Below are 7,084 nucleotides of genomic sequence, written 5' to 3' on the forward strand. Positions count from 1 at the left end.
AGGTGGCCGCCATGCTGCGTGAGTGGTATGCGCAGTGCGAAAAAGTTCTGAAAACCCGCGATGCCATCATCGACAAGTTCATCGGCGACGGTGTGTTTGCCTACTGGCCGGGAGATGACATCAGCTCCCGCATCAAGGCGACCGAGGCCGCCAAGATTCTCAGCAGCCCTGATTCCAGTGAATCTCCCAAGCGCAAGTGGCTGAAGGAGAACATGAACCTCGAAGTTCATTGCCACATCGGCCTGAACATCGGTGATGTCGCTCTGGGTGCCATGGGCCGTGGAGTGAACACCGCCGTGGGTGAAGCGGTGAACGTGACTTTCCGTATCGAAAGCCTGACCCGCAAGCTGCAGGTGCCAGTGCTCGCAGGTGCGCCATTTCTGAATGGCTGGCCGGAAGGTCTGCAACTCTACCAAAACGCCGGCATACATCCGGTGAAGGGGCAGCCTGATCCAGTCGAAGTCTATTCGCTGATCGACGTGCCGACGATGTCGTTCTAGGACGCGTCGCGGTCGAGGAGGCGCTGCATGTCTTCACGCGTCATGCGGTAGAGCAGCCACTCGCTCATGCGTTTGGCACCGATGCGCTGCTCATAGACTTGTTGAGCGTTCACATTCCAATCCAGCGCCGTCCACTCCACGCGGCCACAACCGCGCTCATGCGCGAGGCTTACCACCTTTTTGAGCAAGGTGCCGCCCACGCCGGCTTTGCGGTGCTCGGGGAGGACAAAGAGGTCTTCGAGATAGAGGGTCGGCAGCGCGAGAAAGCTTGAATAGGTCTCCACGAGAATCATGTAGCCGCAGGGAGCGGTGTCCTCGTTTACAAACGCGAGCCAGACTTCGATGCGCGGCTTTGCGCCCAGGGCATCCTCGACAAGCCGTGCCTGCGCGGACTCGTCGGGAGGTGGGAGCTTTTCAAACTCGGCCAGGGCTATGACCAGCTGGCAAAACGCGGGCGCATGCTCACGAGTGAGGGGGCGCAGTTCGATTTGCAGCGCTGAGCTCATGCATGCAGCACAGGATCGCCAAACAAGGTGAAGTGTCCGGCTTCAGCGACGCGAACCTTGAAGATTTCGCCCGTGTGACGTTCGGGATTGCCGTCGAAAACCACGATGCGGTTTGAGCCTGTGCGGCCGGTGAGGCGCTGATCGTTCGTCTTGCTGGGTCCTTCGCAGAGGATTTCGACCTCTTTGCCCACGAGGGCATCGTACATCGGCAGGGCGATGCGGTTGACCAGCGAGAGCAGATCCTGATTGCGCTCTTCTTTGACGCGCTCGGGCACCTGAATGGCCTCTTCCATCTCTGCTGCGGGTGTGCCACGGCGTTTGGAATAACGAAACACAAAGGCGTTGTCGAAGCCGATGGTTTCAAACATCTGCCGCGTTTCCAAGTAGTTCTCTTCGGTTTCGCCGGGGAAGCCGACGATCACATCCGTTGTCACCGCGATGTCCGGGCGCGCCTCGCGAATGCGCTGGACGAGTTCGATGAACTTGGCCGCGGTGTAAGGGCGGTGCATGCGCTTCAAGATGGCATCGCTGCCGCTTTGCACAGGCAGATGCACATGTTCCGCGAGTTTCGGCAGGTAGGTGAAGGCTTCGATGAGATCCTTTTTGTAGCCAATCGGATGAGGACTGGTGAAGCGGATGCGTTTGATGCCGGGCACTTCATGCACGGCCTCCAGCAGCTGCACGAAGGGGCTTTTGCCGTCCACTGCCGGAAACTCATGCCTGCCGTAGAGATTCACAATCTGGCCGAGGAGGGTGACCTCTTTCACGCCACGATCCGCGAGGCGTTTCACTTCTTCGACGATGTCTGCGATGGGCCGACCGCGCTCGCCGCCGCGTGTGTAAGGCACGATGCAGAAGGTGCACTTCATGTTGCAGCCCTGCATGATGCTGACGAAGGCGCTGGCCTGCTTTTCCTTCAGCGTGTGATCACGGATGGTGTTTTGGGAGGAGGCTTCCTCTTCCACATCGACGATGGAAAAGCGCTCGTCGTCCATCTGCTTCGCTTCTTTGGCACGGATGATCTCGTCCACGTAATCGACGACGCGATGGTACTTCTGCGTGCCGACGACGAGGTCCACGTTTGCTTTGTTCACCAGCTCGCTGCCGCGGCTCTGCGCCATGCAGCCCATGAAGCCGGTGACCAATGGTGTGCGCCGCCGCCGCACCATGCCCATCTTGCCCAGGGCTTTTTGTTCCGCCTGATCGCGCACGGAACAGGTGTTGATCAGCACCACGTCCGCGTCCTCGTCACGAGCCGTCATGGTGTAGCCGCGCTCGACGAACATCTGCGACACCTGTTCGGTGTCGCGTTCGTTCATCTGGCAGCCGTAGGTTTTGATGTGGACGCGTGGCATTGGGGGTTGGGAGAATACCCAACCCCGGCCAAAAGACAACCTCAAGGCGCTTTGGCCCTGCCGGGTCAGGCCTTGATCTCAAAGATCGCCTCGACCTCCACGGCTGCGCCGGTGGGGAGTTGGGCGAAGCCCAAGGCGCTGCGAGCGTGGTAGCCGTCGCCTTCCTTGCCGAAGATTTCGTGCAGCAAATCGGAGCAGCCGTTGATGACGAGGTGCTGATCTGTGTATTCCAAGGTGGAGTTCACGCAGCCGAGTACCTTGAGGACTTTGAGGCCGTCCAACGTGCCGTGGGTGTCCCACACGGAGCGCAGCACCTTTTCGGCGCAGTTCTTGGCGGCCTTGTAGCCGTCTTCCGTTGAGACACCGGCGCCCAGCTTGCCCTTGAGATCGCTCACATGGCCGGAGGTGAGGAGTTGATTGCCGCTGCGGATGCAGAGGTTCAGGTAGGCGGGTGGCTGCTTGGTGAAAACGAGACCGAGGGATTCTGCTTTTTGCTGGGGTGTCATGATGGAAGTGAGAAGTGAACGCAAAATACGAACTGGGAAAACGAAAACTGGCAAACAGTTGCAATCACAGCCGTCAGGCCTTCACCAATCCGCCCATCTGCCACATCAGCTTGTCCAAAGCGAGGCCCAAGCCTTCGCTGCGACCATTGAGCAAACCGGCCCAGCAGAAGCCCTTGGCGGTGTGGACCATGATCGTGGTGGTGCCGGGAAGCGATCCGGTGTGCCACCAGTTGGGCACCTTGTTTACGTTCCAGCCGCGTGCGTAGCCCTCGCTGACTCCATGCGTGGTCATGGCATGAATTGAATCCTGTTTGAGCAAAATCGGAAGCTGGGAGGCGAAGCGGACCAGATCGCTGGTGGTGGCGATCCAGCCGCCGTGCGAGTCCATGCGCGTGACGTTCATGCCGTAAGCCGCGCCCGGTTTGGCGGTGAGATACATCACCTCCTGCGGCTGCCGCTCCGCCAGGGTATTGCCGGCGATCTGCATGCTGGTGATGCCGCATTTTGTCAGCACCTCCTGCGTGATGAGCTTGTCGTATGGCAGCTTCAGCACTTTTTCCAATACGCGGCCCAGGACGCAGTAACCAAAGTTTGAATAGGCGAAGTGTTCTCCGGGCTTGTGGGTTTGTTTCTGATTGGCCAGCGTCCAAGCGATGAGCTCCGCGTGGTCCATCCGCGGATTTTTAAACATGGGGTCATCTTTGTCGTTCGCCCAGCCGCCGCTGGTGTGGGTAAGCAGGTGATCCACGGTGACCGCCGCCACATCCCCGCTGTAATCTCCACCCAGGATGCTCTGAGGGCCAAAGACCTTGCTGTCGGGCTGGATCAGACCTTTTTCGATGCACATCATCACTGCGGTGGCCGTAATCGGCTTGGAGATACTGGCGATGCGAAAGCGGTGCTGTGGGGTCACGGCTTCTTCAGCATCCGCATCGGCAAAGCCATAGCCTGCCTCGAAGTCGATCTTGCCATCTCTGCCATAGGCGATGCTCATGCCCTGGATGCCATGCTCACGCAGAAATGCTTCGGCGATGGCACGGATCTTTCCCTCCTCGGACGTGGGCGCAGCAGCAGCAGCAGCAGCAGCCATCGGCCATGCGGCCAGCGAAGTCACAAAGGCGCGTCGTTTCATGCGGACCACATCACACCTTGACGCCCAGCTGCCGCCAATGAAAACATCCCGCATGCTCCGGTTTCTCATTCTGCCTGCTTTCCTCACCTTCAGCGTCCATGCCCAGACCGTGGATACGAGCACGCTCACGGGCAAAGTCGTCTGCGGCTATCAGGGCTGGTTCCGGTGTGAGGGTGATGGCAGCAACAATGGCTGGCATCATTACGCCGCTGGCAAAACCTTCGAGCCGGGGCACTCGCACATCGAGCTATGGCCGGATGTGAGTGAGCTGCCGAAAGAAGCCCGCTTGGCCACGCCGTTCAAGCATACCGATGGCCGCACCGCCGAGGTCTTCAGTTCCGTGCATCCGGCTGTCGTGCAGCTTCATTTCAAATGGATGCGTGACTACGGCATCGACGGCGCTTTTGTGCAGCGCTTCGCCGCCACCACACGTGACAAGCGCTTTCGTGAACCGATGGATCAGGTGCTCACGCACTGTCAGGCAGCCGCCAAGACCAACGGGCGCGGACTGACGCTGATGTATGACCTCAGCGGCATCAAGGAGGATGGTATTCAGCTGGTGATCGACGACTGGAAGCGCCTCATCACCGAGAAACGTCTGGACCCCAAGGGCTCCAGCTATTTCAAACATCACGGCAAGCCCCTCGTGGCGCTGTGGGGCCTTGGGTTTAATGACCGTGCGCCGATGCTCGAAGAGTGGTCACGCTTGATCGCCTTTCTGCGTGATGATCCTGAATTCGGCGGCTGTGCCATCATGCTGGGAGTGCCCTACTACTGGCGCACGCTGGACCATGACTGCATCAAAGACCCCCAGCTGCATGCACTCATTGCCCGTGCGGACATCGTCAGCCCTTGGGCGGTGGGACGCTTCGGTACGCCCCAGGACGCCGCCAGCCGTGGGGAGAAAGTTCTGAAGCCGGACATCGCGTGGTGTGCCGAGCACAAGGTTGATTACCTGCCGGTCCTCTTCCCAGGCTTCAGCTGGACGAATCTCTCGAAGTCACGCAATCAGGAGGCGAAGTTTGACGCGATCCCGCGTCGTGGCGGTCAGTTCCTTTGGTCACAGGCGACTGCGGCCAAGCAGGCCGGGGCGCAGATGCTGTACGTGGCCATGTTTGACGAACTGGATGAAGGAACGGCCATTTTCAAAACCGACAATCATCCGCCTGTGGGTGAAAGCCGCTTCCTCGCGGAGCCTGAGCTGCCGAACGATCACTACCTGTGGCTCACGGGTATGCTTGGCAAACTGCTGCGTGGTGAGACACCGGATACGATGCCCAAGCGCTGAGCCGGATTTACGACAAGTCCGAGGCCAGAACCGAATTCGCCGCACGCAGCGCCAGCTCCTTGGCCTGCGCAATCACGCGCACAGAGGTGGCGTCAAAGAGGTAGGCATGGCAGCTCGGGCAGGTGATGGCGCGCGTGACCACGATGGAGCCGCAGCCTTCGCAGACTTTGTACTGCTCTGGGTGGGTGGCGATCTTCTCGGCCTGCTTCAGACGTGAGTCTGGTTTGTGCTCATGCGCGCTCATTGAATTACAATACGATGCTACGACGACATTGGCCGAGTGCAACGCCGCTGATAAACAACTTACACTCTTTTTTGTGCTTGCTCTGCTGATGTTCAGGCACCCTCAGCCCAGCCCGGCGACGCTCCAGCCATCGCGGTATTTCCGCGTGAGCTGGGCATTGAGCGCGGGCTGGTTAGTCACCTGGCCAGCGGCGGCGTCCCATTCGATCCAGCCGCCGGGATTGCGCTCGGCGAGGACGCCGAGGAGCACCGCCTCCGTCACGGGGCAGCCGTATGTGGGCAGATCGGCGGCGGCTTTTTCGCCCTTGATGCAGGCATCCACCCAATCGGTGTAATGGTTTGCGATGCGGGTTTTCGGATAGGCGAAGCCGGTGAATTTCTCCTCTGGCAACAGCCACGGGCGCTGGCTGTGTGGCTTGAAGATGCTGCCGTTTTCTCCAATGAAGAAAATGCCGCTGGGGGTGTCTTTGGTCAGCACGCCGGGCTTAATGACGCGGGGGTCATACGGATAGCCGCCGTCGGTCCAGGTCATCTTGATCTTGTCGCCCACCGTGAGAAGTGTGCCGGGGAACTCGAGTTCCAGATGGCGCTTCTGCGCATAGAGATCTCCCTTGCTGCCTGCATCGAGACAGCGGAGGCGGGTGGGTGCGGCGAGGCCGAGGCAGGCAAAGACGACGTCGAAATAGTGGCAACCCATGTCACCCATCATGCCGACGCCGAAATCGACCCAGGAGCGCCACATGGAGGGATGATAGGCACCGTCAAGAAATGGCACTTCATCGGCCACGCCCAGCCACAGATTCCAGTCCAGATTCGCCGGAACTGGATCTGCCTGCGCTTTGCGTTCGGTGACTTTGGGCCACCAATTCGCTTTTTTGTTCTCCCAGCAGATGATTTCCTTTACCTTGCCGATGGCACCGCTCTTGATGAGATCCACCGCGAGCGAGGTTTCGATGCTGGAATGTCCCTGCGTACCCATCTGGGTGGTGACTCCAGCCTTTGCTGCCTCGGCACCGAGAATCCGCGCCTCGTGGATGTGATGGGTGAGCGGCTTCTGCAGATAGACGTGCTTTTTTGCCCGGAGCGCCGTCACTGCCATGGCCGCATGCATGTGGTCCGGCGTGCCGATCGTCACCGCGTCAATGCTGTCGCCCAGCTTGGCGATCATCTCGCGATAATCATGAAAGGGTGCCGCGCCTTCCAGCCGCTTGGCGGCATCGGGGTCTTGAAGTTCTTTTCGCCGGGTTGCATTGCCGCCGCGGGCGAGTTCGAGTGTCTTCGCATCCACATCGCACATGCCAACCAGCCGCACTTTGGAGTGCTGCAGCACGCTCATCACCGTTACGGCTCCCATCCCGCCGACTCCGATCGAGGCCACTTGGAACATCGAATTCGGGGACCGCGCGCTCAGGATGGCGGGGGCGGAAATGGACGCGGTGGCGGCGAGGGATTGCTTGAGGAAATGGCGGCGGTTCATGAGGGGGATGGGAACGCAATGACGTGAGCAGCTCTCTCGCCCGTTCTCGGTCCTCAATCAATCCCAGCAGACTTGGT

Annotated in this window: 8 protein-coding genes; 2 read left to right on the top strand and 6 right to left on the bottom strand. The window is 59.8% G+C overall.

Annotation, left to right across the window (positions count from 1 at the left end):
- Positions 1-500 (top strand): adenylate/guanylate cyclase domain-containing protein (locus ACIREA_RS22745; RefSeq protein WP_397384641.1); only part of this gene is annotated, 500 nt, incomplete at its 5' end.
- Here the strand turns inward: ACIREA_RS22745 and ACIREA_RS22750 are convergent.
- The 4 genes from ACIREA_RS22750 to ACIREA_RS22765 form a co-directional block, all read right to left on the bottom strand.
- Positions 497-1,006 (bottom strand): GNAT family N-acetyltransferase, encoded by a 510-nt coding sequence (locus tag ACIREA_RS22750; RefSeq protein ID WP_397384642.1) that lies wholly within the window; start codon positions 1,004-1,006, stop codon positions 497-499. The genes ACIREA_RS22745 and ACIREA_RS22750 overlap by 4 nt on opposite strands.
- Positions 1,003-2,361 carry a tRNA (N6-isopentenyl adenosine(37)-C2)-methylthiotransferase MiaB gene (gene miaB / locus ACIREA_RS22755; RefSeq protein WP_397384643.1) on the bottom strand — a complete coding sequence of 453 codons (1,359 nt, stop codon included), beginning with the start codon at positions 2,359-2,361 and terminating at the stop codon, positions 1,003-1,005. The genes ACIREA_RS22750 and miaB overlap by 4 nt, the downstream gene beginning before the upstream one ends.
- Before the next feature lie 65 nt (positions 2,362-2,426).
- Positions 2,427-2,867: a RidA family protein gene (locus ACIREA_RS22760; RefSeq protein ID WP_294398867.1), complete on the bottom strand. Its 441-nt coding sequence runs from the start codon at positions 2,865-2,867 to the stop codon at positions 2,427-2,429.
- A 73-nt stretch (positions 2,868-2,940) separates the two neighbouring features.
- The gene (locus tag ACIREA_RS22765) at positions 2,941-3,999 is read right to left on the bottom strand and encodes a serine hydrolase domain-containing protein (RefSeq protein ID WP_397384644.1); all 1,059 of its coding nucleotides are present in this window, start codon (positions 3,997-3,999) and stop codon (positions 2,941-2,943) included.
- A gap of 52 nt (positions 4,000-4,051) precedes the next feature.
- Between ACIREA_RS22765 and ACIREA_RS22770 the strand changes: the two genes are divergently transcribed.
- Positions 4,052-5,287 carry a glycoside hydrolase family 71/99-like protein gene (locus ACIREA_RS22770; RefSeq protein ID WP_397384645.1) on the top strand — a complete coding sequence of 412 codons (1,236 nt, stop codon included), beginning with the start codon at positions 4,052-4,054 and terminating at the stop codon, positions 5,285-5,287.
- A 7-nt stretch (positions 5,288-5,294) separates the two neighbouring features.
- Here the strand turns inward: ACIREA_RS22770 and ACIREA_RS22775 are convergent, their stop codons facing one another.
- Both ACIREA_RS22775 and ACIREA_RS22780 read right to left on the bottom strand, forming a co-directional pair.
- A complete protein-coding gene (locus ACIREA_RS22775) occupies positions 5,295-5,531 on the bottom strand; it encodes a hypothetical protein (protein ID WP_294398876.1) in 237 nt (78 codons plus the stop codon).
- Between the two features lie 102 nt (positions 5,532-5,633).
- The gene (locus ACIREA_RS22780) at positions 5,634-7,007 is read right to left on the bottom strand and encodes a Gfo/Idh/MocA family protein (protein ID WP_397384646.1); all 1,374 of its coding nucleotides are present in this window, start codon (positions 7,005-7,007) and stop codon (positions 5,634-5,636) included.
- Between the last annotated feature and the right edge of the window lie 77 nt (positions 7,008-7,084).

The organism is Prosthecobacter sp. (genome assembly GCF_044373815.1).
Classification (GTDB): Bacteria; Verrucomicrobiota; Verrucomicrobiia; order Verrucomicrobiales; family Verrucomicrobiaceae; genus Prosthecobacter.